The organism is Marinitoga aeolica (assembly GCF_029910535.1).
Taxonomy (GTDB): Bacteria; Thermotogota; Thermotogae; order Petrotogales; family Petrotogaceae; genus Marinitoga; species Marinitoga aeolica.
This window is the reverse complement of the sequence record NZ_CP069362.1, coordinates 2066423-2089795: the sequence shown is the minus strand read 5'-3', so window position 1 is coordinate 2089795 and position 23373 is coordinate 2066423. Positions and strand designations below refer to the sequence as shown.

Sequence of the window (23373 nt, the reverse complement as noted above, 5' to 3'; positions counted from 1 at the left end):
GATTGAGAGCAGTCGTACAAAGAGTTAAAAAAGCGCATGTTGATATCGAGGGAAAAACTGTAGGAAAAATAAATAAAGGCATTTTAGTCTTATTAGGGGTAGGACACAATGATAGCGAGAAAGATATTGAATGGTTAGCAGAGAAGATACTTAATTTAAGAATTTTTGAAGATGAAAATGATAAAATGAATTTATCTTTATTAGATATTAAAGGTGAAATATTGGTTGTTTCTCAATTCACACTATATGGTGATTGTAGAAAAGGAAGAAGACCTTCTTATTCAAATGCCGCAAAACCCGATAAAGGTAAAGAGTATTATGAAAAATTTATAAATTTTATTGAAGAAAAATATAAAATTAACGTAGAAAAAGGTGTTTTTCAGGCAGAAATGGAAGTCAGTTTAATCAATGATGGTCCAGTTACTTTATTACTAGATTCAGAAAAAACTTTTTAAAAAATTTGGAGGTGTTAATATGAAAGAAGTAGAAGTAACAGTATTTGTATATTCAGAACATCCATTTGATGCTCATATCAGTGCAGAAGGTGCAAAATATGGAATTACTCCACAAAACATCCATAAACTCTATAGAGGGGAAGAAAAACCTGCAAAAGGGGTAGTTATAAAATTTAAAATGCCTGACGGCACAAAAAAATATGTAAGAGCTGAATAGAGGGGTAAATATATGAGAAATTTATATTTAATAGATGGTAGTGGAGTTGCTTATAGAGCTTTTTTTGCTCTTGATCAAAATCTTAAAACCACATCCGGTATTCCTACAAATGCCATTTATGGTGTTACTAAAATGATTTTAAAAATATTAGAAAAATACGTTTTGAAAGATGAAGATGCAATAATTTTTGTAATGGATAAAAAGACAGTCACTTATAGACATAAATTATTAGAAAGCTATAAAGCAAACAGACCTGAAACTCCAAAAATATTTAAGGATCAAATACCCTATATTTTGGAAATAGTAAATGCATTGGGTATAAAAACAATAGCAGAAGAAGGCGTTGAAGCAGATGATGTTATTGCTACTTTAGCTTTAAAAGGTGAAAATAATTTTAATCAAGTATATATATTATCTTCTGATAAAGATTTAATGCAATTGGTAAATGATAATATTAAAATGCTTAGAATTGGCAGAGGGATAACTGATATTATAGAATATGATATAAAAAAAGTTTATGAAAAATATGGATTTGGTCCTGAAAAAATACAAGATTTTTTAGCTTTAACTGGAGACACTGCAGATAATATACCAGGAGTAAAGGGCATAGGTGAAAAAACTGCTACAAAACTAATAAAAGAATATGGATCTTTAGAGGAAATATATAAAAATATTAGGAACACTACAAAATCTATTCAGAACAAATTGGAGAATGGAAAAGAAATGGCATTTTTAAGCAAAAAATTAGTTCAACTCGTTACAGATGTTCCTTTAGAAATAAATTGGGAAGATTATATATATAGAGGATTTAACGAGAATTTGGAAAAATTATTAAATGAATTTGAATTTAGATCCATATTAAAAGAATTAGGATTAAAAGAAGAGAAGAAATTTGTTAGAGTTGAAAATTTGCCTGAAATAGATGATTTATCTGGAAAGGGTAATTATGAATTATTATATGAAAAAGATTTACCAGAATTTTTCGAAAAATTGGAAAATCAAAATATTATATCATTTGATTTAGAAACCACATCTATAGACCCATATCAAGCTGAAATTTTGGGTATAGCTATAGCTTTTGAACCTAAAAAAGGATATTATATTGATATATCCAAAGAATCTTACGATAAAAAAATAAAAATATTATCTGAATTATGGAATATATTAAAAAATAAGGATTTAATAGGCCAAAATCTAAAATATGATTTGTCTGTTATGAAAATACACGGTTTTGATTTTAAAGTTCCATATTTTGATACAATGATAGCTGCTTATTTAGTTTCTCCAGATTCACGAAGATTTAATATGGATGATCTTGCAAAAAAATACTTAAATTATGAAACCATAAAATATGATGAAATTGTAAACAATACTCTTTTTGCAAATACATTAAAAGATATTGACCCAAATAAAGTTGCTGAATATTCAGGAGAAGATGCTGATATTACATTAAGACTCTTTCATGTTTTAAGACCTAAAATCTATGAATTTGAATTAGAAAAAGTTATGTTTGATATAGAAAATCCATTAATTCCAGTTTTAGCAAAAATGGAATTAAATGGAGTATTTTTCGATATACCATATTTAAAACAATTAGAGAAAGAATATACTAAAATTTCAAATAATATATTACAAGAAATAAGAGAAATAGCTGGATATGATATTAATCCAAATTCCCCAAAACAAATTAGAGAACTTTTATTTGAGAAATTAAGTCTTACACCTAAAAGAAAAACTAAAGGCGGACAATTTTCAACAAACGCTCAAGTACTAGAAGAAATGAAAAATGATCATCCTATTATACAAAAAATTTTAGATTATAGAAAATATCAAAAACTTTTATCCACGTATATTCAATCAATTCCTAAATTAGTTAATAAAAAAACAAAGAGGGTTCATACTTCTTTTAATCAAACTGGTGCCGCAACTGGTAGATTAAGTAGTAGTGATCCTAATCTTCAAAATTTACCTATTAGAGAAACTGAAGGAGAAAAGATAAGAAATGCTGTAAAAGCCGAAAAAGATGGTTATGTCCTTTTAAGTGCTGATTATTCACAAATAGAATTAAGAGTATTAGCTCATATGAGTAAAGATCCTGTATTAATAGAATCATTTAAAAATGACTTAGACATACATACTATAACAGCTTCAAAATTATTTGATGTTCCAGAAAATCAAGTAGATCATAAAATGAGGCAAATTGGAAAAATGATTAATTTTTCTATAATTTATGGTGTTTCTTCCTATGGTCTTTCAGAAAGAACTGGTGTTTCTATTAATGATGCTGGTATTTTTATAAAAAAATATTTCGAATTATATAAAAAAGTGGAAGAATATCAACAACAAATTTTATCAGATTTAGCAAAAAATGGCTATGTTGAAACTATTTTTGGAAGAAAAAGATTTTTAAACAGCTTAAGATTAAATAAAAATGACTTAAAACGAATAGCAATAAACACTCCTATTCAAGGAACTGCATCTGATATAATGAAAATAGCGATGATAAAATTAAATGAAAGATTACCAGAATATGCAAAAATGATACTTCAGGTGCATGACGAAATAGTTATAGAGTTGCCAAAAGACAAGGTTGATGAAGTTTCAAAAATTGTTAAAGATACAATGGAAAATGCTGTATCACTTGATGTTCCACTAAAAGTAGATATAAATGTATCAGAAAGGTGGACAAAGTGAGGCGATAAAAATGAAAAAACTATTTGTATTTTTGATAATGTTATTGGTTAGTATAATTTCTTTAGGTTATACGAGTATTAATTTTAGTTTTATTTTCACATTTGGAAGTACGAATACGACATATAGTCAATATGTTAAATTACGTTATATTAATGACTCTTCTATCTCAACAATAACTTTTTTCTTTAAAACATATCCTCAAAATATAAAAATAAACAGTGAAGAATTTGTTGTTTATTCAAAAAATCAGAAATTTGTTACTGGTTCTGGAAAAATATTTATAGAATATAAAAACAATAAATATGAATTTTTATTAGAAAATGAAGAAATAAATCTTGGTTTGGATCAAGACGTTATTCCAAATATTAAGATAATTTCTTATACAAAAAAAGTATCACCAAATAATGACTGGTACAATGATTCTTTAAAAATTCTTTTATATTCAAATACATATGGTTATATAAAATTTAATAATCTAAATGTTGAAAAACAAATACGACCTGGGAAAAATGAGTTATATTTTCCTATAGATTATCCTGATGGATATTATAAAGATAAATTAACTGTATATAATGAAAAAGGAAGTTTTTCTAAAGAAATTGATTTTGAAGTTGATCGAAGCAAAAAAACTGCAACTAAATATATTTTATTATCTTTATTAGGTTTATTTATAGGTTTCATAGGATATACAATATTAAACAAATAGGGTCATAAAGACCCTATTTGTTTAATATATCTGAAAAATATGAAGAATCTTTCTCCATAAATTGAAACAAATAGAACTGTACAGCTCTATTTGTTTGATTTTAAAAATTCTTCTACTTCTTCTCTAGTAGGAATTGACGATTGGGCACCTTTTCTCGTTATAGTTATTCCTGCTGCTGCAGATGCAAATCGAATTGCCTCTTTAATATTTTTGCCCTCTTCCAACGCTACAGCTAAAGCGCCATTAAAAACATCACCTGCTGCTGTTGTATCAATTACTTTATCAATTTTAAATACAGGAATTTTTAAAATTGAGTTTCTATTATAAAGTATTATTTCTTTTTCGCCTTGCTTTAATATTATATTTTTTATACCAAAATTAAAAAATCTTCTTAATATTTCCTTTAAATTTTCATCTGGATTTAAATTAAAGAATTTATTTGATAAGTATTTAAATTCTTCCTCATTTGGCGTAAAATAATCAACATATTTAAAAATTTCTTTTTCTATATTTTGAGCAGGAGCAGGATCAAAAATTATTACTTTTTTCTTGGATTTTAAGGTTTTTGCAATATGCAAAGAAGTTTCAAATGGAATTTCATTTTGTAATAAAAAATATTTATACTCCTTTAATATTTCAAGCTTTCTTTCTACTATTTCAGGTGTAATAAAACCATTTGCTCCCTCATAAATTATTATCCTATTACTACCGTCTTTCGTTACTTCAATATATGCTCTTCCTGTAGGCAAATCAGTATAAATATAACCTTTAATATTTAATTTATCAAAGTTACTCGCTAATTTTTTTCCAAAATCATCATTTCCTAATGCTGTAAAAAAATACACATCTTCTTTTGACAATTTTGCTGCCGTTACTGCTTGATTTGCTCCTTTTCCCCCTGGAAAATATTCAAGAGAAATAGCTTTTTGCGTTTCACCAGGATTTGTAAATTTTTCTACTGTTAAAACAATGTCCATATTTGAACTACCCACTACACCTATCATTTTTTGACCCCCTAATCATTTTATATATTTAATCAATTTTTGATATAGCATATCTAAATAAATAGTTGAATATAGAATAGAACCTCTAATAGTTATTAAATCCCAATCGGAAAAGTACGTTTCTTCACCGGTTGGATTATTAAAAGGATTTGCACCATATAAATAATACCAAGAAATCATACTAAAATTATATGGTTCAAATTTATTGTTTCCTATATCATTATAATTTTTTGAAATATATAAATAATCTGAATCTATCAATGTATGGGTAAGCCCAAAAGATACAGAATCTATATATTCAATATTTTCATCATCTGTTTTTATTTCAGCTTTAAAGGAAGCAGGAAAAAATTTAGATTCCTGATACATTATAGATAATAACAATTCAACAGGAATATGATTTAAACTAATTTTCTCTGGATATAATTCTGAATTTGTATAATTTATTCTATTTAATTCTGCATTTGAATGAGTATATGTATAAGCCATGTCAACTAAAAATTTTGCATATATTTTTATACTTGATAAAAAATCTTCTCCAAAATATTTATCATACCATTTTTTAAAAATATAATTATTATTATAATCTCTATAAATTAAATTATATACTCTATTTATTAACTCATCCTCATTCATAAAATTATTTTTGATTTTAGGATTTAAATAACTAAAATCTCTATCCTTTCTTAAAGGATTTACTGGAATATATTCATTAAATGCATCTATGAAAAAATTATCATCTGAATTATTATTGTACTCCCCATTATCTTTAAATTTATTTATAATGCTTTTAATATACTCCTTAATTCTTTCATCATCATTTGGAATAGTTTTTAACTCTATAGTTTTTGTAGGCATTACATCTGTAATTCCAATAAAATATTTATAATTATTTAAAATTCTATCATCATAATCAGTAGTGCTTGCTAAATTTTTTAATTCATCAAATTTATAATTCCCACCTTTATTATATCCAGTAGCAATTAATCTTATTAACAATTCTTTTTGATCTTGGGTTAAATCAGAAAAATTGGTATCTTCTGCTTTAGGAATTATTTTAATACATGATGAAAACACAAAAATTAATGATATAATAAATAATAATATTTTTTTCATATTATCAACTCCTCATGTTTATTATAACATAAATATGTATATCCAAGCATACTCAATTATACTTACGGATACTTATAATAAAAAGGAATAATCATGAAATTTTCTTCATACTGGCTATTTTTTCAAAAATTTTTCATTTTGAGAAATTAAAAACAACATGTATAATAAACATTGTCAAGTTCAAATAATTAAAAGGAGGAGATTAATATGCCTATTAATTTAAAAGGAAGAAGTTTATTGTCTTTAAAGGATTACACACCAGAAGAAATAAAATATTTATTAGATTTAGCTTTTGATTTAAAATCTAAAAAAAGAGCAGGAATCAGAACAGAAACTTTAAAAGGAAAAAATATAGTTTTAATTTTCGATAAAACTTCTACAAGAACAAGAACTGCTTTTGAAGTTGCTGCATTAGATGAAGGTGCACACGTTACTTTCTTAACTAATAGTCAAATGGGTAAAAAAGAATCTATTGAGGATACAGCTAAGGTATTAGGAAGAATGTATGACGGAATTGAATACAGAGGATTTAAACAAAAAGTTGTTGAAGATTTATCAAAATATTCAGGTGTTCCTGTATGGAATGGATTAACTGATGAAGCACACCCAACACAAGGTTTAGCTGATGTTATGACAATGATGGAATATGTACATAAACCTTTAAATCAAATGAAAGTGGTATTTATTGGAGATACAAGAAATAACGTAGCTAATACATTAATGAGAATTTCTGCAAAATTAGGCATGCATTATGTTGCTGTTGGACCTGAATCATTAAAACCTTCAGATGAAATGATGAATGAAGCTTTAGAAACAGCAAAAGAAACAGGAGCAATAATTGAATATACATCTGATTTAGATGGTGTGAAAAATGCAGATGTTATTTATACGGATGTATGGGTATCAATGGGTGAAGAAGATAAAATGCCTGAAAGAGTTGAATTGTTAACACCTTATAGAGTAGATATGGATTTAATTAAAAGAACAGAAAATCCAAATGTTATTTTCTTACATTGTCTCCCTTCATTCCATGATTTTGAAACTGTAGTTGCAAAAGAAGCAAAAGAAAGAGGATTAGACATTAGAGAAGTAACTGATGAAGTATTTAGAAGCAGACATTCAAAAGTATTCGATCAAGCAGAAAATAGAATGCATACAATAAAAGCTATTATGGTAGCTACCTTATAAAATACGACAGGGGGGAACGAAATGAAAAAATTAGCAGTCGTCGCTATAGGCGGAAATGCAATGAATAGACCTGGAGAAAAACCTACAGCAGAAAACATGTTTAAAAACATTAGAGTTACTGCTTCATATCTAGCTGATATGATAGAAATGGATTATGACATTATTATTACACATGGAAATGGTCCTCAAGTTGGTAACTTGTTATTACAGCAGGATATTGCTAAAAATACTATACCTCCATTTCCAATGGATGTATTAGGAGCAATGACTCAAGGATATTTAGGTTATATGATTGTTCAAGAATTAAAAAATGTTCTAAAAGAAAGAAAAATCGAAAGAGATGTTGCTGCAGTAGTTACACAAATAGTTGTTGATAAAAATGATCCTGGATTCCAAAATCCAACAAAACCAGTGGGTCCTTTCTACAATGAAGAAGATGCTAAAAAAATGATGGAAGAAAAAGGTTGGATTTTTAAAGAAGATGCTGGTAGAGGTTGGAGAAGAGTTGTTCCTTCACCAATACCTTTAGATGCAATAGAAAAAAATACAATAAAAGATTTAATTGAAAATGATGTTATTGTTGTAGCTGGTGGCGGAGGCGGAATACCAGTTATAATAGATGAAAACGGTGATGTTAAAGGTGTTGAAGCCGTTATAGATAAAGATAGAGCTTCTGCGTTGTTAGCAAAAATTTTAAATGCTGATGAATTTATCATTTTGACTGCAGTAGAAAAAGTTTATCTTAATTTTAACAAACCTAACCAAAAGGCTTTAGATACTATTACAATTGCCGAAGCAGAAAAGTACATTGAAGAAGGTCATTTTGCAAAAGGTAGTATGTTGCCTAAAATAGAATCTTGTATCTCATTTGTAAAAGATTCAGGTAAACCAGCTTTAATTACTGATATGGAAAAATTAAAAGATGCTTTAGAAGGTAAAACAGGAACAAAAATCATACCATAATAAAATTTAAAACAAACCATTGTCTGGATTGTGAATCTCTCCCTCTCCCCACAATCCAGACCTTTTTATTTGGAGGTGAAATTATTTATATATTTTTAGATTATGACGGTACTTTAATAAAAAATCCAGAAGAAGAATTCCAAAAATATTATTTTACATCATTTTTGGAATATTCTAAAATTCAGGATAAAAACGTTATCAATACTATTTTAGAAGCAACATCTGAACTTATAAAAAAGAATGATGAAGATACAGATAATCTAGATTATTATCTCAAAATAATGGCAGAAAAAAGTGGAAAAGAAGAAGAATATTGGTATGATTTATTTATAAATTTTTATAAAAATGAATTTCCAAAATTAAATAAAATTATAAAGCCAAATGATGAGTTATTAGAATTCATTAAGAAATCTAAACACCAACTAATTTTTGCTTCTAATCCTGTATTTCCAAAAATCGCTGTAGAAAAAAGACTTAATTTCATAGATATGACTTTTAATGATTTTGAATATGTTTCATATATGGAGAACTCTCATTATTGTAAGCCTAATCCAAAATTTTTTATTGAAATTATAAATAAATTGAAAATTGATCCAAAAGATTGTATTATGATAGGAGATACTGTTTTTGATGAAGCAAGCACAAAAGCGGGAATTAAATTTATTCATGTAAATGAAAAAGATAAGTGGAAAGATATCTTATAAAAAACAAAAAAGAGAAGCAAATCGCTTCTCTTTTTTGTTTTATGGTGGCGGCGAAGAGACTCGAACTCTTGACACTGCGGGTATGAACCGCATGCTCTAGCCAACTGAGCTACGCCGCCATAAAAAAAATGGTAGCGGGGGCAGGATTTGAACCTACGACCTTCGGGTTATGAGCCCGACGAGCTACCAGACTGCTCCACCCCGCACCGCGTAGTAGAGAAAATAAAAATGGTGCCGAGGGTGGGACTTGAACCCACACGAGTGTCTCCACCCAACGGATTTTAAGTCCGCAGCGTCTGCCAATTCCGCCACCTCGGCAACCTTCTTTGGTTATTTCAACCGTGATTATTTTATCATTTTTTATCTTTTTTGTCAATACCTTTTTAGTTACAAATTCCTTATGAATTTATTGGTATTTTCTAAATATTATAACCATCATTATATAGTATAAAAATTTATATAAAGAAATTAAAAATAGGAATAAGTAAAAAAGAGCAGTCAAAAGACTGCTCTTTTTTACTGGTGGCGGCGAAGAGACTCGAACTCTTGACACTGCGGGTATGAACCGCATGCTCTAGCCAACTGAGCTACGCCGCCATAAAAAAAATGGTAGCGGGGGCAGGATTTGAACCTACGACCTTCGGGTTATGAGCCCGACGAGCTACCAGACTGCTCCACCCCGCACCGCGTAGTAGAGAAAATAAAAATGGTGCCGAGGGTGGGACTTGAACCCACACGAGTGTCTCCACCCAACGGATTTTAAGTCCGCAGCGTCTGCCAATTCCGCCACCTCGGCAACCTTCTTCGGTTATTTCAACCGTGATTATTTTATCATTTTTTATCTTTTTTGTCAATACCTTTTTAGTTACAAGTTTCTAAATTTATCTTGTTTAAAGTTAATAATAAATTCTTTTGGTGTTGAATCAAAAATAATTTTTCCTTCTTTTAATACAATAATTCTATTACATATATCAAGGTATCTAAAAAGATTTCTTGTAGCAAATATTAATACTCTATTTTGGTTTATATCGCTTATAACATCTTTTATTTTTTTTAACAAAACATCATCAATATGATCCAAAATAGAATCAAACATAAAAATATTAGGATTTCTTGCTAAAGATATAAAAATTAACAACGACAATTTATCCGCACTTGACCAATTAGACAAATCATTATAATATTTTAAGCTTTTTAAATCTACAAATTTATTCATCAAATCTAACTTTTTTAATAAAGATATGTGATCATAAGATAATGCATGTGGACTTATACCTAATGATACTTTTAATAATTCCTTTAACGAAATAAAATTTAAATTTTGCAAATATTGTGGTTCTGTATAAGTAATATTGCTTCTTAAATATTTTTTTTCCTGTTCCCTAACATCTTTTCCTCTATATTTTATATCTCCTTTTCCATATACATTACTAAACAATTCTTCATTTAAATGCACAAATGCCCTTAGAAGGGCAGATTTTCCTGAATTCCTTTCACCATATATCAAAACCGACTCATTATTATATAATCTCAAATTAATGGATTTTAATACTACTATATTATTCATATATAATGAAAAATCTTTTACCTCAATTATTGGCTTATCTTCTTCATAAATCATATATTTCACCCATTATTTTTTAATTCTTCTTTTTTACTTTTTGCATTTACGTTTTGAATGGAATTGAAGAAACGTTTTTTAGTAAAATCCTTTAATTCTTCTTCATCCTCAATTTTTTTTATTTCTTTTAAAAAATCATACTGGGATAATGTATTTATTTTAGCATTTTTATATTCCATCAAAACACCTCCTTAATAAATAATAATACAAAAATATATACATGATTTTGAAAAAATATTTATTTTACCAACACACTTTGTAAATTTTTTATGATTTTAGTCTTTATTAAATTTTTTTCAAAAAAGAAATTTGAATATAATTTCATCTATATGAATAAAAAATAAATATTCAATTAGTTTTTCTTTATTGATATAAAAAATAACATATCAAAAAATATTATATTTAAAAAGTAAAATATTTTTCATCTCAATATTCAAAATAGTAGTTGACAAAAAATAAAAGTTATTGTATAATATCTAAGGCTTGCCGAGGTGGTGGAATCGGCAGACACGCATGGTTGAGGGCCATGTGGGAATTTATCCCGTGCGGGTTCAAGTCCCGCCCTCGGCACCATAATGAAAAAAGGAACCGTAGCGGTTCCTTTTTTTTATATCTTGATTTATGCTTTTTTATATTTATGATTGAGTAATACTACTATTCCGCCTACTAGCAAAACATAATAATAAGTTGTTAATCTCCATAATATAAGTGATGAACTTATTCTCTCAGGAGATAATATATCCGAAAATAATAAATAAAAAATACTTTCAGCACCTCCCGAAGTACCTGGCGTAGGAACAATTGATGAAGTTACCTGAGTGATTAACGACTTAAATACTATTTTCAATGATATATTCTTACCAAAACCTTTTAGAATTATTGGTAATACTAAAAATGAACATGAAAACTGAATTACACTTAAAACAAATATAAAAATCATTTTAAATATCTTTCTTGATTCCATTCTAAATACATCAATGAATGTTTTTACTTTAAATATTATTTCATCTATATGCTTTTCTGGATTTTTTAATAATCCTATCTTTTTCAAAAACTTTACAAAAAACAACGTCGTATTTATAGCAGCTTTTTGATTAATCACATAAAATAATATTAAAAAAATGGCTAGTGAATTCAACAATATTCCTAATGTGATCCCTATGGTTACAGTATATGAAAAATGATAAATAGAATATATTACCGCTATCAAACCCAACAATGCCATATTTATTTGAAAAATGAATGTTTTAAAAAGTATCATTGCTGTAGCTTGCCCTGGATCAATTCCATATTTAGATATATATAATATTTGGAATGGTTGACCACCAGTGTAAAATGGAGTTAAATAGCTATAAAATTGTCCAATAAGGGTAAATTTTAAAGAATGTTTAAATAACATATTATTTAATAATAATTTTATTATTAAGCTCTCAATAATCCATTTTATAGTTATTATAAACAGACCTAAAAATAAAAATAAATAATTGTATCCTAAAAAAGATTGGATACTACTTGTAAATCCTTTTATCCCTGAAATTAGAATAAAAACTGTAAGTGTTGCTATAAATGCAAATAAAAAACTGAATATATATTTTTTTTTCATGTTAGTATTTTAACTCAAAACCTTTTGTTTTTAATTTATTACTAATCTCTTCTCTTGTGACTTTTTCATCATCATAAGTCAATTCTACTGCTCCAAATGCCTTTTCGATTTTAAATTTGATTATTCCATCAATACTTTTTAAAACTTCTTCGATAACCTCTGCATCTTTTTCTGTTTTATATCCTTTAATCATATACATGTTAAATGTCTCTGCCATTTCATTCACCCCTTTTTATATTTTTTAAAATATCTCCAACATTTATTTTTCTTCCATTATATGCATCAAAAATATTTATAGCTTTTTTGCCAGGAAATTGTATTTTTTTGATTTTAACAGTTCCATTTCCTGTAGCAATCACAGCACCATCTTTATCAATTTTTAAGATTTTTCCAGGAAAATCATTATGCATGCTATCCAAAGATGCATGAAACAATTTAACTATTTGTCCATTAATTTCTGATTTAGCTCCAGGAATAGGATCATAAGCTCTAATCTTGTTAAATACTTTTTCATTAGTATCATACCAATTAATATATGTGTCTTCAATACTAATTTTAGCTGCATAAGTTGCTTCATTATCATTTTGGTAAATTAACTTTTCAGTATATTTTTCAAAATTGCTTAAAAATTCTACTAAAGATTCGCTTCCAATTTCTGCTAATCTATTATACAAACTTTCAAAATTATCTTCTAAATAAATTGGTGTTTCCTTAACATATGCAATAGGTCCTGCATCTAACTCTTCGACAATTTTAAAAATAGAGATGCCTGTTTTGGTTTCTCCATTTTCAATTGCTCTTTGTATAGGAGCAGCTCCTCTATATTTTGGTAATAAAGATGCATGAACATTCCAACACCCATATTTAGGTAAATTAATTACTTTTGCTTTTAGAATTTTACCATAGGCTACAGTAATTATTATATCAGGATTTAAACTTTCTAATGTTTCGAATCCTGATTTTAAATTTACACTTTTGGGTTGAAAAATAGGAATATTATGTTCACTAGCCACTATTTTAACTGGCGTTGGAAGAACTTTTTTCCCTCTTCCTTTAGGTTTATCAGGTTGAGAAAAGGCTCCAACAATATTAAAACCTTTTTCAATTAATTTTCTCAAATGAATAGCCGCAAAATCCGGTGTCCCCATAAACACTATTTTCATTTTATTTCAACTTCCCCTAATTCTTTGGCTATTCTTTTTCCCTCTTTCATTAATTCTTTAATTTTACCTTTCACCTTAGCTTTAGAAGCTGTGCTCACTTTATCAATAAATAATATACCCTCAAGATGATCATATTCATGTTGAAAAATTCTAGCAGTATATTCATGTAATTCTTCTTCTATTATTTCACCATTTTCATTTGTATATTTAACTTTTACTCCCTCAGGCCTTTTTACGTTTAAAAATATACCAGGAATGCTTAAACACCCTTCTTCAAAAGTACTCTCTTCACCTAAAAATTCTATTATCTCTGGGTTAATAACTTTCCTTAATTGTTTTCCATCATCCATTATAAAAAATCTTTTACTTATCCCAACTTGCGGAGCTGCCAATCCAACCCCATCTTCTCTATACATCATATTTGTCATAATCTCTAATAATTCTAAAAAGCTTTCATCTATTTTTTCAATTTTAGTGGCTTTTTTTCGTAAAACTGGATCTCCAATCAATCTAACCTTTAAATCCATTTTTATCCTCCTTAATTTTTTTTAATTTTTTCATATATTCAAAATCTGTTAAAAATGATTTTATTGGTGTTATCGATACATAATTTTCTTTTAAAACAAAATAGTCTGAATCTTCTTCATTATCATCTTCAATTATTTCACCTAACATCCAATAATATGTATTCCCATAAGGATCTTTTCTAGGTTCAAAATAATCTTTATATCTCCTTTTACTTTGCCTGGTAATCTTAAAACCTTTTATTTCCGAATATTCAACATTAGGAACATTTATATTCAAAGCACTAAAATCTGGCATAGCAATAAAATCTGGATTTTCTAAAAAATCCGAAATAAATTTTGCTGCTGTTTCATAATTTGGATTTTGATAATTTGCTGAAGATATTGCTATTGCCGGATAACCATTCAAGGATCCTTCTAAAGCACCAGAAACAGTTCCAGAATATAACAAATCAGTCCCTAAATTTGGCCCTTTATTTATACCACTTATTATAATATCAAATTCAATATTATTATATATAGCCTCTAATCCTAATTTTACACAATCCGCCGGAGTTCCATTAACCGCATAGCCTAAAAATTCATTATTTAAAAATATTTTTTTTGCCCATAATGGATTTCTAATAGTAATCGCATGACCTGTAGCACTTCTTTCAATATCTGGCGCCACAATATAAACATTATGTTTTTTTTCCAGCTCTTTTTTTAAAATAAAAATTCCTGGTGCCATAATCCCATCATCATTTGTAACAAGAATATTCACAATATCACCTCAAGTTTACAATTTGTGAAAAATTTAATTGATTTTATCCTATTTTATTATATTATACCATTCAAAGTTTAAAAAAGAGGATTAGTTGCTTTAAACTTTGAAGAAATATGTTCAGATAAAATTAATGCCATAAATTTAATTAAAACTGTTATTTATCTGTCTTGAAATTTAAAAAAAAATATGATAATATCCTTGTGCGTTTTTTTGAGGTTTATGATATAATAATTATAGTAATTGAATTTTTTAGGAGGTGCTTTTGTGAAAAAGATTGTAGTAATGACTGTATTCTTTCTCATAGCTTTAAGTATATTTTCACTTAATATGGCTAATATAAAAACAGATTATGTTAAGTATATCAATGAATATACAAGCCATTCAGAAAATTTTAAATGGTTTTTTGACGAATTAAAAAACATGGGATTGTACAAATTTTATAAAACTCAAATGGTAGGAAGTGCTGAATATACCGATAGACCTTCTTATATTCCAAAACATCTTTCCTCAATAGCTGAAGAACATCGTTTTAATTCTTTAGAAGAAGAAATTGCATTTGCTGGTTTTCTTGCTTATGTTCAAAGTGATTTAGCAGGGAAAAACTTAACCGAAGAAACCGTTAGGTCCTTACCTGCCTTTTATCTGGCATTAGAAGAATACTCATCTTATTTACAAGACACAGGATTCCTTTATATTAAAAATGCTATTGCATATTCTTTGGGATTGGTAAAAGATTCTCCTAATAAATCATTAACTAAAACAAAAATGAAAAATAGACGTGCTAAATTGGAATCTCCAGAATATTACATATACGAAGGAGAACCTGATGAATTTTTTGATAATATCATTTCAAAAAATAAAGATACTTTAGAAGATGGAATAAAAGAAATTTCTAAAATGCGTGTAACAGGTGAAGATTTAGAAATTGAAATAGATGATTTAGCATCTAAAGTTTTATCATTTGTACCAGGTACCATAAAAAATGATACTCAAAAAATAATAAACATTTTTTTAAGCAATGCTGAAGTTAAAAAAAGTAAAGAATGGATTAGATTTATTGTGTATTTGGCTTTGATTTTGGTAATTTTCTTTTTAAAGAAAAAAGATTTGTATAAATGGTTATTCTTTGGTATCGTAATTAGTGAATCTATTTATATATTAAATTATTATAATTTCTCAAAAGATATGATTACATCATTTATCTATGGTGCATTCTTACTTCTAGCTTTTGCACTTATATTAATTACTATGTTCTTTAAAGCATTTGGAAGAAATATATCTTTAGCAAAAAGAATAGTAAATATTTCCCTAATTGTAATAATATTAATATTGATGAATATACCTCTTTTTAATAATATTAGAGAAATAAGAATGGAAAATAATCCTGATTTTCATGATTCAATAATGCAAAAAACATTACTTAATGATGTTTTATTATATCCATATTCTTTTGTGCATAAAGATGTTGCTTATATTGATTCACAATTATCAGCAGAATATTCAGATATAAAGTATATATACAATTCTGCTCTAAAAAAATTTTTAGTTGATTCTGGAAAAAATAAAATTTTAGATTATTTAAATTATGAAGATGGAAAAGTTAGAATCGACTTATTAAAAGAAGGTTTATATCTTGAGAATTACGGAGTTTATAATAAATTAACTGATAACTTGAGGAAGGTTTTAGAAGAATTTGAGAAGAATTCTCAAAAAAGAGTGAAAAACATAGAGAATGGCTTAAAAACTTATAACACTCATACTGCAAATATTTTAAAATATTCCGATGATAAATTTAAAACATTATTCCAAGCAAATTTAGAAACAAAATTAATAAAATCAAGTATTTTGACCAATTATAAACCAAATTTACTCTCAGTTTTTTCATCTAAAATAAATGAATCTATAAATATAAAACCACTTGTTTCGGATTGGGGAACGAAAATTTTATTATTGTTAGTTTTAGGATTTTTATATTTCTATCTAAACGAAAAACTTTTATTTAAATTAACAGGATTAGCAATAATGACAATAGCATCTTTATTAGCATTTGTAAAACCTCATACAATTCACATATTATCAGAATTTAAATATCCTGTTTTAAATGCTCAAACATTTAGTATAAATATATTCTTTGGTTTATTAATGTTATTATTTACCGCTTTAAGCGGATTACAAATTATCAAATTCTATAAAGGGAGGTAAGGTTATGAAGAAAGCTGTACTTTTAGTTTTATTGATGGCATTAGTAGTTTCTTCATTTGCATTCAAGGTTATTATGGTATCTGACGTAGGGGGTTTAGGTGACAAATCATTTAACGATGGAACATGGGCAGGAATTTTAAAAGCAAAAGATAAATATGGTATTGATGTTCAGGTTATTCAATCAAAAGAACAAAGTGACTATGTTGACAATTTATCTAACGCTGCAAAAGAAGCCGACGTTGTTATTGCTGTTGGATTCATGATGAGTAATGCTTTATTTGACGTTGCACCACAATATCCAGCAACAAAATTTATTGGTATTGATATTGCTCCTCCAGAAGGCGGAAAAGTTCCTAAAAATGTTCAATTATATTTATTTAAAGAACAAGAATCAGCATTCTTTGTAGGATACTTAGCAGCAGCTATGACAAAAACAGGAAAAGTTGGTTTCATTGGTGGTATTGCTATTCCTCCAGTTGAAAGATTTAGATATGGTTACATTGCTGGTGTAAAGGCTTATAATGATATTTATGGTGAAAATGTAGAAGTTGTTGTAGGATATACAGAATCATTCACTGATGCAGCAAAAGGTAAATCAATGGCATTAGCACAATATGCTGAAGGTGCAGATATTATTTTTGCAGCAGCTGGTGCTTGTGGAAATGGTGTTATTGATGCAGCAAAAGAAAAATCATTAAAATTATACGGAATTGATGCAAACGCAGATTTAGCTACAGTTATCGACAAATACTTTGAAAAAGGCGAAGGTTACTTTGCAATTGGTGTTGACTCAGATCAAGATTACATGGCTCCAGGTTATGTATTAGCAAGTGCTTTAAAAAGAGTTGACAATGCATCATATTATGGTGTAAGGGATGCATACAGAAACAGATTCAAAGGTGGATTACAAGTATTAGGTGCATTAGAAGATGGTGTAAGTTTATCTCAAATGAAATATACAAAAGGTTTAGTTCCTGCAAGAATATTAGCTGAAATCGAATACTTAAATTATGCAATCAAATCTGGATTATTAATTGTTCCTGACAATGAAAATGATTTAAATAATTTCTCAGCAGATATTGAATTTCCATTCTAATTAAATCTAAATTTAGGGGCGGGGTAATCCCGCCTTATTTATAAATTTAAAACATTAATAGTTTGTAAATATTGAAGTTCTTCGATATTTATAAGCTATTAATGTTAGGAGGTGTAAAAGTTGAGTATAGATTTATCTTCCATAAATAAAAAGGAATATGCTGTTATAATGAAAGATATTGTAAAGCAATTCCCAAAAGTTTTAGCTAATGATCATGTTAATTTTTTAGTTAAAAAGGGAGAAGTCCACTCAATTATAGGTGAAAATGGTGCCGGAAAATCTACTCTTATGAATCAATTATATGGATTATACACACCAACATCAGGAGACATTTACATTTTCGGTGAAAAAAAAGTATTTAAAGGTCCTGGTGATGCAATTAGAGCTGGTATTGGTATGGTTCACCAACATTTTATGTTAGTTGATACATTAACAGTTGCGGAAAATATTGTTCTAGGTTCAGAACCGAAAAATGGTATGGTTTTTGATCTTAAAAGAGCTAGAAAAGAGGTTAAAGAACTTTCAGAAAGATACGGTTTGTTTGTTGATGTTGATGCAAAAATTGAAGATATTCCTGTTGGAATGCAACAAAGAGTTGAGATATTAAAAACCATATATAGAGGTGCTGAAATTCTTATTTTAGATGAGCCTACTGCTGTTTTAACTCCTCAAGAAACTGAAGAACTATTTGGAATTATTAGAAAACTAAAAGAAGATGGAAAAACAATTATATTTATTTCGCACAAACTACATGAAGTTATGGAAATAAGTGACAATATTACTGTTATGAGATTAGGTAAGGTTACCGGTAATGTTGCTGCTAAAGATACAAATGCGAGAGAATTAGCAAACATGATGGTTGGTAGAGAAGTTGTATTAAGAGTCGAAAAAAGTGAAAAAACACCTGGCAATATTGCTGTTGAAATTGATAATTTATGGGTAAAAGACAACAGAAACTTAGATGCTGTAAGAGGTATCAGTTTTAAAATAAGAAAAGGTGAAGTTTTAGGCGTTGCTGGTGTTGCCGGTAACGGACAAACTGAATTAGTAGAAGCCTTAACAGGTTTAAGAAAAATAGAAAAAGGTAAATATATATATAATGGTGAGGATGTCACTAAAAAAACTGTTAGAGAATTAAGGGAAAGAAATATAGGACATATTCCAGAAGATAGGTACAAATATGCCATGGTAAAAGAGTACCCTAATTATTATAATTTAATTCTTGGAAAACATTATAAAGAACCTTTTGCAAAAAATGGCTTTTTGAACCATAAAGTTATCAATAAAAATGCAGAATTATTGATAAAAAGATTTGATGTAAGACCTGCTGATGGAACTATCCCAACTGGTAATTTATCAGGAGGTAATCAACAAAAAGTTGTTATTGCAAGAGAAGTAAGCTTTAATCCAGAATTCATTGTTATTGCCCAACCTACACGTGGATTAGACGTTGGAGCAATTGAGTATGTTCACAAAGAAATATTAAATTTAAGAGAGAAAGATGTTGCGGTATTATTGGTGTCAATGGAATTAGAGGAAGTTTTATCTCTTTCTGATAGAATAATTGTAATGTACGAAGGAGAAATAATGGGTGAAGTAAAACCAGATGAAGTAACAATCGAAGAACTTGGATTAATGATGGCTGGACATAAATTAGAAGATATCAAACTTGAAGAAAAGTTGGCACATGGAGGGGATCCAATTGAAAAATAAACTCTCAAAAAACGCAATGAATATTTTAGTACCTGTTACTTCTGTAATAATAGCTTTATTTATTGCTGGAATTGTTATACTTTTAATAGGTAAAAATCCTTTAAGTGCTTATTGGGTAATGTTACAGGGTGCTTTTGGCAGTAAAGCTGCCTTGGCTGCTAATATTTCCAAAATGATGTCACTTGTCTTAACAGGTTTAGCTGTTGGATTTGGTTTTAGAGCAGGAATCTTTAATATAGGTGCTGAAGGTCAGTTGATGATGGGAGCGATTTTTTCAACAATCGTTGGTCTTAATTTAGGAGGAGTTTCACCTGTATTTGCTATACCTATTACAATGTTAGCTGGTATCCTCGGTGGTGCTTTTTGGGCTTCTATTGCAGGTTATCTAAAAGCTACAACTGGTGCTCATGAAGTTATTACAACAATAATGCTTAACTGGATAGCTGTTTATTTAACAAATTATTTTGTAGCTGGCCCATTAGCTGTAGGTCAAGGAGTTCCTAAATCACCAGAAATAGCACAAAGTGCTCAACTACCACCTTTAATGACTGTACAAGCTACAACATTACCTTCAGGTATTATTGTTTCAATTGTAGCTGCAATATTAGTTTATATATTGTTAGAAAAAACAACAACTGGTTATGAACTTAAAGCCGTAGGATTTAATCCTTATGCTGCTGAAGCAGGAGCAATATCTTTAAGTAAAAATATTGTTTTAACTATGGCTATTAGTGGTGCTTTAGCAGGATTGGCTGGATCGATGGAAGTTATGGCAATTCATCATAGAATTTTTGGTGATTTTAGTGGTGGTAAAGGTTTTGATGGTATTTCTATTGCTTTAATTGGTCAAAATAATCCTATTGGTATTATCTTTGCTGCATTTTTGATTTCTTCTTTAAGAACAGGCTCAAATGCAATGCAATTTGCTAAAGTTCCAGATGATATTGTTACTATAATTCAAGGTATTATTATATTCCTTGTTGCTGCTGATAGAATAGTTAGAACCTTTATATTGAAATTTTCATCTCCTAAAGGTGGTGAATCTAAATGAATATATTCCAGGCTGTTTTTTATAGTTTCTCAACTCCAATTTTTTATAAATTAATGTTGATGAGTGCTACTCCATTGATTTTTGCAGCTCTTGGTGGCGTTTTCAGTGAAGTCACTGGTGTAACAAATATTGCTTTAGAAGGTATTATGAAAATTGGTGCCTTTACAGCTGTTGTTTTTACATTTTATACAGGTAATCCCTGGTTAGGACTTTTGGGTGCTATTATAGCTGGTGTAATGTTAGCCTGGTTACACGCATATGTTTCCATTAGATGGAGTGCTGACCAAATTGTTAGTGCAACTGCTTTAATTCTTATTGCAAGTGGTTTATCTGCGTTTTTAATGGAACCAATATTTGGTCATTCTGGACAAACAGACTTTGTTGCTAAAATTCCAAAAGTTAAGTTGGCTTTTATGAAAGATGTTCCATTTTTTGGTCAAATTTTTGATGAAATGAGTATATTTGTTTATCTAGCATTTATAGCTGTTGCATTAAGTTGGTTCTTAATATATAAAACACCTTTAGGATTAAGAATGAGAGCTGTTGGTGAAAATCCTAAATCAGCTGATACATTAGGTGTTAATGTTTTTAAAATTAGATATTTTGGTGTATTAATGAGTGGTGTTTTAGCTGCTTTTGCAGGTGCTTATTTAAGTATTGGAGAATTAGGTCAATTCCAGGAAAATATGCCAAGTGGTAAGGGTTTTATTGCATTAGCCGCTATGATTCTTGGTAACTGGAATCCAGTAGGTGCAATGTGGGCTGCTTTACTATTTGGCGCATCTGATGCTTTAAATATTCAATTACAATCTATTCTTGATATACCACCAGAAATGAAAGCTTTACTTAACTTATTACCATTTGTAATTACAATAATTGTTGTTAGTGGATTTGTCGGTAAAACAAGACCACCAGCAGCAGATGGTGTCCCATACGAAAAAGAATAATCAAATCCGGCATTTGATATGCCGGATTTTTTTATTTTATTATTTTAATAATTTATTGTATTTTAATATTTTTTATGATATAATTTGTTCGTAATACTAACAATAAGGAGGCATTATATGACTTTAACTATATCTTTAGCTCATTTTCTTGCAGATTTTTTCAATTCTTTTTTTAAACCTTTAGGTCCTTATTTTATAAATAAATTTAATATTGATAGTAGAACTTTTACTACACTTATAACATTAATAGGTGCTTTTTCATCTATTCTTCAAATTTTTTTCGGTCTTTATTTTGACAGGAAAAAAAGAGATGGTGTTTTCGTTGTTATCTTATTATTTACAGAAATTATATTAATTTCTTTATTGGGATTCGTAAATAGTTTTTACGTATTACTAACTTTAATTTTCTTTATAAGATTATTTAATTCTGCTTTTCATCCAGTCGGTGCCAGCTTTGCCGGTAGATTAAATAAAGGAACTCACGTAGCCTGGTTTTCTGTTTTAGGAACATTTGGAGCAGCATTAGGGCCTATTTTCATTACATCATATGTTAAAATTTTTGGAATGGATAAATTATATATCATCGGTATTTTAAGTGCATTTTTATTAATATTTTTCTATAAAAAATTATGGAAATATGAAAAAACCGAAATATCAGAAAAAAGGTTTCCTTCTTTAAAAGAAGCAATAGTATTATTACCTGTGTTTTTAATGGTAGCTTTAAGAGGATTTATTATGAATATTTTTCATACATTTGTTCCTATTTATCTTAACCAAAAAGGTTCGGGTTTGATTATTGGTGGTGCAACATTAACTATAGGTATGATAATAGGAATGTTTACTAATTATTATGGAACATATTTAAGAGATAAATTAGGAATAAAATTTATTAATTTTATTGGTTTTTTGGGGATGGGGATTTCTGGAATTTTTATGGTTACTATAAATTCTGAATTATTAAGAATTATCTCATTTTCTTCATTTGATGCTTTTGGATTTTTAACTATGTCAGCAAATTTAGTCGAAGCACAATTCCTAATGCCAAAAAATAAAAGTTTTGCATCTTCTGTTTCTATGGGTTTTGCATGGGCTATAGGCAATTTTGTTTCAAGTGGATATTCTGCAGTTTTTGGCAATAATGTAAGTTTTGTACTTTTTAGTGTAAGTTTATTTTCAATATTCCTCGGAATCATCTATCCTATAATGTATAAAGAGAAAAAGATTTAAATATTTTGTAACTATATTGAGATTTATTATTCCTTCAAATATTATATACTATAAAAAAATTAGGAGGAATTTTATGTTTTTTTATGATGACTTTGATGAGTTAGAAGATATTGAAGATTTCGAAGAATTATTTGAAAAGATGAATAAAGAAGAGCAACAATGTCCCGAGTGCGTTCAGTGTGGATATTGTTGTAAACACACGCCATGTTATTATGGAAAATGGAATAAAGAAAAGCAACAATGTGAGTATCTAACAGAAGATAATAAATGCAGTAAATATGATGAGATAGTTGAATATGAAAACAGCATAAATTTAAAGGTTAAAATGTTTGGATCAGGATGTTGCTTAAATTATTTAAACCCTGATAGAATTAAAAAAATAAGGGAATTTAATGAAAAAGAGGCTTAAAGCC

The 23373-nt window shown here is 28.2% G+C and carries 23 protein-coding genes and 7 tRNA genes; 15 read left to right on the top strand and 15 right to left on the bottom strand.

Annotated features, from left to right (window positions below):
* Positions 1–2 precede the first annotated feature (2 nt).
* Genes dtd through JRV97_RS09825 form a run of 4 tightly spaced genes read left to right on the top strand, consistent with a single transcriptional unit; the run spans position 3 to position 4072 of the window.
* Positions 3–455, top strand: coding sequence for a D-aminoacyl-tRNA deacylase (gene dtd, locus JRV97_RS09840; RefSeq protein ID WP_280998464.1), 453 nt, complete (start codon positions 3–5; stop codon positions 453–455).
* Between the two features lie 19 nt (positions 456–474).
* Positions 475–672 carry a hypothetical protein gene (locus tag JRV97_RS09835; protein ID WP_280998463.1) on the top strand — a complete coding sequence of 66 codons (198 nt, stop codon included), beginning with the start codon at positions 475–477 and terminating at the stop codon, positions 670–672.
* A gap of 12 nt (positions 673–684) precedes the next feature.
* Positions 685–3366 carry a DNA polymerase I gene (gene polA / locus JRV97_RS09830; protein ID WP_280998461.1) on the top strand — a complete coding sequence of 894 codons (2682 nt, stop codon included), beginning with the start codon at positions 685–687 and terminating at the stop codon, positions 3364–3366.
* 10 nt (positions 3367–3376) lie between these two features.
* Entirely contained in the window at positions 3377–4072 is a 696-nt protein-coding gene (locus JRV97_RS09825) for a hypothetical protein (protein WP_280998459.1), read from the top strand.
* An 86-nt stretch (positions 4073–4158) separates the two neighbouring features.
* On the opposite strand, the gene rbsK is transcribed toward JRV97_RS09825, so the two are convergent.
* Together rbsK and JRV97_RS09815 are read right to left on the bottom strand one after the other, a co-directional pair.
* Positions 4159–5076, bottom strand: a complete 918-nt coding sequence (gene rbsK, locus JRV97_RS09820) for a ribokinase (RefSeq protein WP_280998457.1) — start codon at positions 5074–5076, stop codon at positions 4159–4161.
* Positions 5077–5091: 15 nt separating this feature from the next.
* Positions 5092–6192 carry a hypothetical protein gene (locus tag JRV97_RS09815; protein ID WP_280998455.1) on the bottom strand — a complete coding sequence of 367 codons (1101 nt, stop codon included), beginning with the start codon at positions 6190–6192 and terminating at the stop codon, positions 5092–5094.
* A gap of 207 nt (positions 6193–6399) precedes the next feature.
* Between JRV97_RS09815 and argF the strand changes: the two genes are divergently transcribed.
* Genes argF through JRV97_RS09800 form a run of 3 tightly spaced genes read left to right on the top strand, consistent with a single transcriptional unit; the run spans position 6400 to position 9047 of the window.
* The gene (gene argF, locus JRV97_RS09810; RefSeq protein WP_280998454.1) at positions 6400–7380 is read left to right on the top strand and encodes an ornithine carbamoyltransferase; all 981 of its coding nucleotides are present in this window, start codon (positions 6400–6402) and stop codon (positions 7378–7380) included.
* Between the two features lie 21 nt (positions 7381–7401).
* A complete protein-coding gene (gene arcC / locus JRV97_RS09805; protein WP_280998452.1) occupies positions 7402–8343 on the top strand; it encodes a carbamate kinase in 942 nt (313 codons plus the stop codon).
* Positions 8340–9047: an HAD family hydrolase gene (locus tag JRV97_RS09800; protein ID WP_320415413.1), complete on the top strand. Its 708-nt coding sequence runs from the start codon at positions 8340–8342 to the stop codon at positions 9045–9047. Before arcC ends, JRV97_RS09800 begins: the two co-directional genes overlap by 4 nt.
* Positions 9048–9089: 42 nt before the next feature.
* On the opposite strand, the gene JRV97_RS09795 is transcribed toward JRV97_RS09800, so the two are convergent.
* From JRV97_RS09795 to JRV97_RS09760, 8 genes are all read right to left on the bottom strand, one after another.
* Positions 9090–9166 (bottom strand) — tRNA-Met (locus JRV97_RS09795).
* A gap of 10 nt (positions 9167–9176) precedes the next feature.
* Positions 9177–9253: transfer RNA gene (locus JRV97_RS09790), tRNA-Met, on the bottom strand.
* 23 nt (positions 9254–9276) lie between these two features.
* Positions 9277–9365, bottom strand: a tRNA-Leu gene (locus tag JRV97_RS09785).
* Between the two features lie 202 nt (positions 9366–9567).
* Positions 9568–9644 (bottom strand) — tRNA-Met (locus JRV97_RS09780).
* Between the two features lie 10 nt (positions 9645–9654).
* Positions 9655–9731: transfer RNA gene (locus tag JRV97_RS09775), tRNA-Met, on the bottom strand.
* Positions 9732–9754: 23 nt separating this feature from the next.
* Positions 9755–9843, bottom strand: a tRNA-Leu gene (locus tag JRV97_RS09770).
* A 69-nt stretch (positions 9844–9912) separates the two neighbouring features.
* On the bottom strand, positions 9913–10668 hold the full coding sequence (locus JRV97_RS09765) for an ATP-binding cassette domain-containing protein (RefSeq protein ID WP_280998450.1): 756 nt from the start codon (positions 10666–10668) through the stop codon (positions 9913–9915).
* A 5-nt stretch (positions 10669–10673) separates the two neighbouring features.
* Positions 10674–10847: a hypothetical protein gene (locus JRV97_RS09760; protein WP_280998448.1), complete on the bottom strand. Its 174-nt coding sequence runs from the start codon at positions 10845–10847 to the stop codon at positions 10674–10676.
* A 306-nt stretch (positions 10848–11153) separates the two neighbouring features.
* On the opposite strand from JRV97_RS09760, the gene JRV97_RS09755 reads away from it, so the two are divergent.
* Positions 11154–11241, top strand: a tRNA-Leu gene (locus tag JRV97_RS09755).
* Between the two features lie 46 nt (positions 11242–11287).
* On the opposite strand, the gene JRV97_RS09750 is transcribed toward JRV97_RS09755, so the two are convergent.
* The 5 genes from JRV97_RS09750 to surE are packed head-to-tail and all read right to left on the bottom strand — an operon-like array spanning position 11288 to position 14721.
* On the bottom strand, positions 11288–12271 hold the full coding sequence (locus tag JRV97_RS09750) for a lysylphosphatidylglycerol synthase transmembrane domain-containing protein (protein WP_280998446.1): 984 nt from the start codon (positions 12269–12271) through the stop codon (positions 11288–11290).
* Position 12272: 1 nt separating this feature from the next.
* Positions 12273–12488: a hypothetical protein gene (locus tag JRV97_RS09745; RefSeq protein WP_280998444.1), complete on the bottom strand. Its 216-nt coding sequence runs from the start codon at positions 12486–12488 to the stop codon at positions 12273–12275.
* Position 12489: 1 nt separating this feature from the next.
* Complete coding sequence (fmt, locus tag JRV97_RS09740) at positions 12490–13434, bottom strand: methionyl-tRNA formyltransferase (RefSeq protein WP_280998442.1); 945 nt, start codon at positions 13432–13434, stop codon at positions 12490–12492.
* Complete coding sequence (gene def, locus JRV97_RS09735) at positions 13431–13961, bottom strand: peptide deformylase (protein WP_280998440.1); 531 nt, start codon at positions 13959–13961, stop codon at positions 13431–13433. Before def ends, fmt begins: the two co-directional genes overlap by 4 nt.
* Complete coding sequence (surE, locus tag JRV97_RS09730; RefSeq protein ID WP_280998439.1) at positions 13945–14721, bottom strand: 5'/3'-nucleotidase SurE; 777 nt, start codon at positions 14719–14721, stop codon at positions 13945–13947. The genes def and surE overlap by 17 nt, the downstream gene beginning before the upstream one ends.
* A 267-nt stretch (positions 14722–14988) precedes the next feature.
* On the opposite strand from surE, the gene JRV97_RS09725 reads away from it, so the two are divergent.
* From JRV97_RS09725 to JRV97_RS09695, 7 genes are all read left to right on the top strand, one after another.
* Positions 14989–16926 (top strand): hypothetical protein, encoded by a 1938-nt coding sequence (locus JRV97_RS09725; protein WP_280998438.1) that lies wholly within the window; start codon positions 14989–14991, stop codon positions 16924–16926.
* A 4-nt stretch (positions 16927–16930) separates the two neighbouring features.
* On the top strand, positions 16931–18022 hold the full coding sequence (locus JRV97_RS09720) for a BMP family lipoprotein (RefSeq protein ID WP_280998437.1): 1092 nt from the start codon (positions 16931–16933) through the stop codon (positions 18020–18022).
* A 168-nt stretch (positions 18023–18190) separates the two neighbouring features.
* Positions 18191–19735, top strand: a complete 1545-nt coding sequence (locus tag JRV97_RS09715; protein WP_407081592.1) for an ABC transporter ATP-binding protein — start codon at positions 18191–18193, stop codon at positions 19733–19735.
* 16 nt (positions 19736–19751) lie between these two features.
* The gene (locus JRV97_RS09710; RefSeq protein WP_407081591.1) at positions 19752–20786 is read left to right on the top strand and encodes an ABC transporter permease; all 1035 of its coding nucleotides are present in this window, start codon (positions 19752–19754) and stop codon (positions 20784–20786) included.
* On the top strand, positions 20783–21733 hold the full coding sequence (locus JRV97_RS09705) for an ABC transporter permease (RefSeq protein ID WP_280998434.1): 951 nt from the start codon (positions 20783–20785) through the stop codon (positions 21731–21733). Before JRV97_RS09710 ends, JRV97_RS09705 begins: the two co-directional genes overlap by 4 nt.
* Before the next feature lie 117 nt (positions 21734–21850).
* Positions 21851–22960: an MFS transporter gene (locus JRV97_RS09700; RefSeq protein ID WP_280998433.1), complete on the top strand. Its 1110-nt coding sequence runs from the start codon at positions 21851–21853 to the stop codon at positions 22958–22960.
* Between the two features lie 73 nt (positions 22961–23033).
* Positions 23034–23369 (top strand): hypothetical protein, encoded by a 336-nt coding sequence (locus JRV97_RS09695; protein ID WP_280998432.1) that lies wholly within the window; start codon positions 23034–23036, stop codon positions 23367–23369.
* Positions 23370–23373: the final 4 nt, after the last annotated feature.

Coding starts and splice junctions, on each gene's coding strand:
- JRV97_RS09835 (WP_280998463.1), top strand. CDS start 475: ATGAAAGAAGTAGAAGTAACAGTATTTGTATATTCAGAACATCCATTT.
- polA (WP_280998461.1), top strand. CDS start 685: ATGAGAAATTTATATTTAATAGATGGTAGTGGAGTTGCTTATAGAGCT.
- JRV97_RS09825 (WP_280998459.1), top strand. CDS start 3,377: ATGAAAAAACTATTTGTATTTTTGATAATGTTATTGGTTAGTATAATT.
- rbsK (WP_280998457.1), bottom strand. CDS start 5,076: ATGATAGGTGTAGTGGGTAGTTCAAATATGGACATTGTTTTAACAGTA.
- JRV97_RS09815 (WP_280998455.1), bottom strand. CDS start 6,192: ATGAAAAAAATATTATTATTTATTATATCATTAATTTTTGTGTTTTCA.
- argF (WP_280998454.1), top strand. CDS start 6,400: ATGCCTATTAATTTAAAAGGAAGAAGTTTATTGTCTTTAAAGGATTAC.
- arcC (WP_280998452.1), top strand. CDS start 7,402: ATGAAAAAATTAGCAGTCGTCGCTATAGGCGGAAATGCAATGAATAGA.
- JRV97_RS09765 (WP_280998450.1), bottom strand. CDS start 10,668: ATGATTTATGAAGAAGATAAGCCAATAATTGAGGTAAAAGATTTTTCA.
- JRV97_RS09760 (WP_280998448.1), bottom strand. CDS start 10,847: ATGGAATATAAAAATGCTAAAATAAATACATTATCCCAGTATGATTTT.
- JRV97_RS09750 (WP_280998446.1), bottom strand. CDS start 12,271: ATGAAAAAAAAATATATATTCAGTTTTTTATTTGCATTTATAGCAACA.
- JRV97_RS09745 (WP_280998444.1), bottom strand. CDS start 12,488: ATGGCAGAGACATTTAACATGTATATGATTAAAGGATATAAAACAGAA.
- fmt (WP_280998442.1), bottom strand. CDS start 13,434: ATGAAAATAGTGTTTATGGGGACACCGGATTTTGCGGCTATTCATTTG.
- def (WP_280998440.1), bottom strand. CDS start 13,961: ATGGATTTAAAGGTTAGATTGATTGGAGATCCAGTTTTACGAAAAAAA.
- JRV97_RS09720 (WP_280998437.1), top strand. CDS start 16,931: ATGAAGAAAGCTGTACTTTTAGTTTTATTGATGGCATTAGTAGTTTCT.
- JRV97_RS09715 (WP_407081592.1), top strand. CDS start 18,191: ATGAAAGATATTGTAAAGCAATTCCCAAAAGTTTTAGCTAATGATCAT.
- JRV97_RS09710 (WP_407081591.1), top strand. CDS start 19,752: ATGAATATTTTAGTACCTGTTACTTCTGTAATAATAGCTTTATTTATT.
- JRV97_RS09705 (WP_280998434.1), top strand. CDS start 20,783: ATGAATATATTCCAGGCTGTTTTTTATAGTTTCTCAACTCCAATTTTT.
- JRV97_RS09700 (WP_280998433.1), top strand. CDS start 21,851: ATGACTTTAACTATATCTTTAGCTCATTTTCTTGCAGATTTTTTCAAT.
- JRV97_RS09695 (WP_280998432.1), top strand. CDS start 23,034: ATGTTTTTTTATGATGACTTTGATGAGTTAGAAGATATTGAAGATTTC.